Annotated in this window: 1 protein-coding gene; it reads right to left on the bottom strand. The window is 32.4% G+C overall.

Annotated elements, in window-relative coordinates; genetic code table 11:
* Nucleotides 1-1,153: 1,153 nt before the first annotated feature.
* On the bottom strand, nucleotides 1,154-1,376 hold a 223-nt coding region (locus ACFIKE_RS10620), incomplete at its 5' end, for a plasmid partition protein ParG (protein ID WP_375649861.1).

The raw sequence follows: 1,376 nt of genomic DNA, 5'->3' as shown, positions 1-1,376 counted from the left end.
AAAGTTTAGGACACAATTTAGGGACCCATTAAATTTGTACATGCAGTTCATTGTGCATTTTCAAAAATTTTAAAATCCACTTCTGTACGCGAATATTTTATTAACAATATCTTTGGGTTCACATCCCCTCCTGTATTGTGACCTTGCGTCTACTTTCCTTTGCAAATACGTACACTTCCAACGCAAACATGTTAAATCATGAAAACTGCCTTTCATTTATCAGACTTGCATTTGTAACATTATCTGCACGGCAGCTCTTTGTATTTGAAGTGTTAAAACTTCAGCAAAAATTCTGATATCTTGACATTCTCAAAAAGCTTTTTAATCATTTCTTTTCCTTCAAGAACCTCTTGGTAACGAGAAGCAGCACGATATCTTACCCAAAATTCGTCATGCCTATATTCATTGCAAATTCCCTGCAAACGAAAAAATACACCTTTTAATCAACAGATTGCGCTCTTATCATTTCTAAACCACCGGAAAAGAAAGAAAGCTTTAAGTCCCCCTGTACTTTTTAAAAGCCAATAGAAATGCTAAAAAAGCGATCTTATACATTCCAATTGAAGAAAAAAGCCTATTGCCTTGCGTACCATTACGACTGGCATTAATTATTTAAGACTATAAGATCATATAAATGTAAGAAATATTGTCTATAATACGCTCAATGACTTCTTTTGTTTATTAGGAAAACTTATAGCGCGTCAATATCAGTAAATTTTACTTATTTTTATCCCCCCCTTTATAAACATGAATATAATTTAATAAAACGGATTGCTGCATAACAGAAAAAAATAATCAACGCTACTCTTAATTACATTATTTACGCATGTATTAAGTACAATAAACAAAACCTGATGTTTAAAATCATTATCAAGATATTTTTTATGGAAGAATAAACTTATCTATTCATCTAGAGATATAAGATCACAAGTAGTATGATGATTATCAAATTTATAGAGAAAAGTTTGAAGCGGAAAATTTTTCATAAGCTTATAACTCTTTCATGAGATGATATAGAACCTTATGAAAAACAACTTGAATGAAGCAACCATCGTGAAAAAGGAAGAGCGCTTTTATTATTAACTTCGTATAAAAACAATCGATATCATCTCTAGAAAAAGCACTCAAACCAATGAAATTATCGTATCATTTTTTACACTTTTCCGTATTTTTGTGAAAGCAATTCGCGGACCTCATCAGCTATTTTAGTTCCACGACTTGCACAACTGACCTTAATCAACCGATGCAAACTTTCTGGTATATCAATCGTGAGGCGCTTCATACCTCCACTCATACTCCCTTTGTGGCTTCCTACCCATGCATCCGCTGTTAAAGGAATTGATTTATTCGTTGGTTTTGTGCCGATTTTAATTTTT

Source organism: Bartonella sp. MU70NMGDW (assembly GCF_042194085.1).
Taxonomy (GTDB): Bacteria; Pseudomonadota; Alphaproteobacteria; order Rhizobiales; family Rhizobiaceae; genus Bartonella; species Bartonella grahamii.
This window is presented reverse-complemented; position numbering and strand designations above follow the sequence as displayed.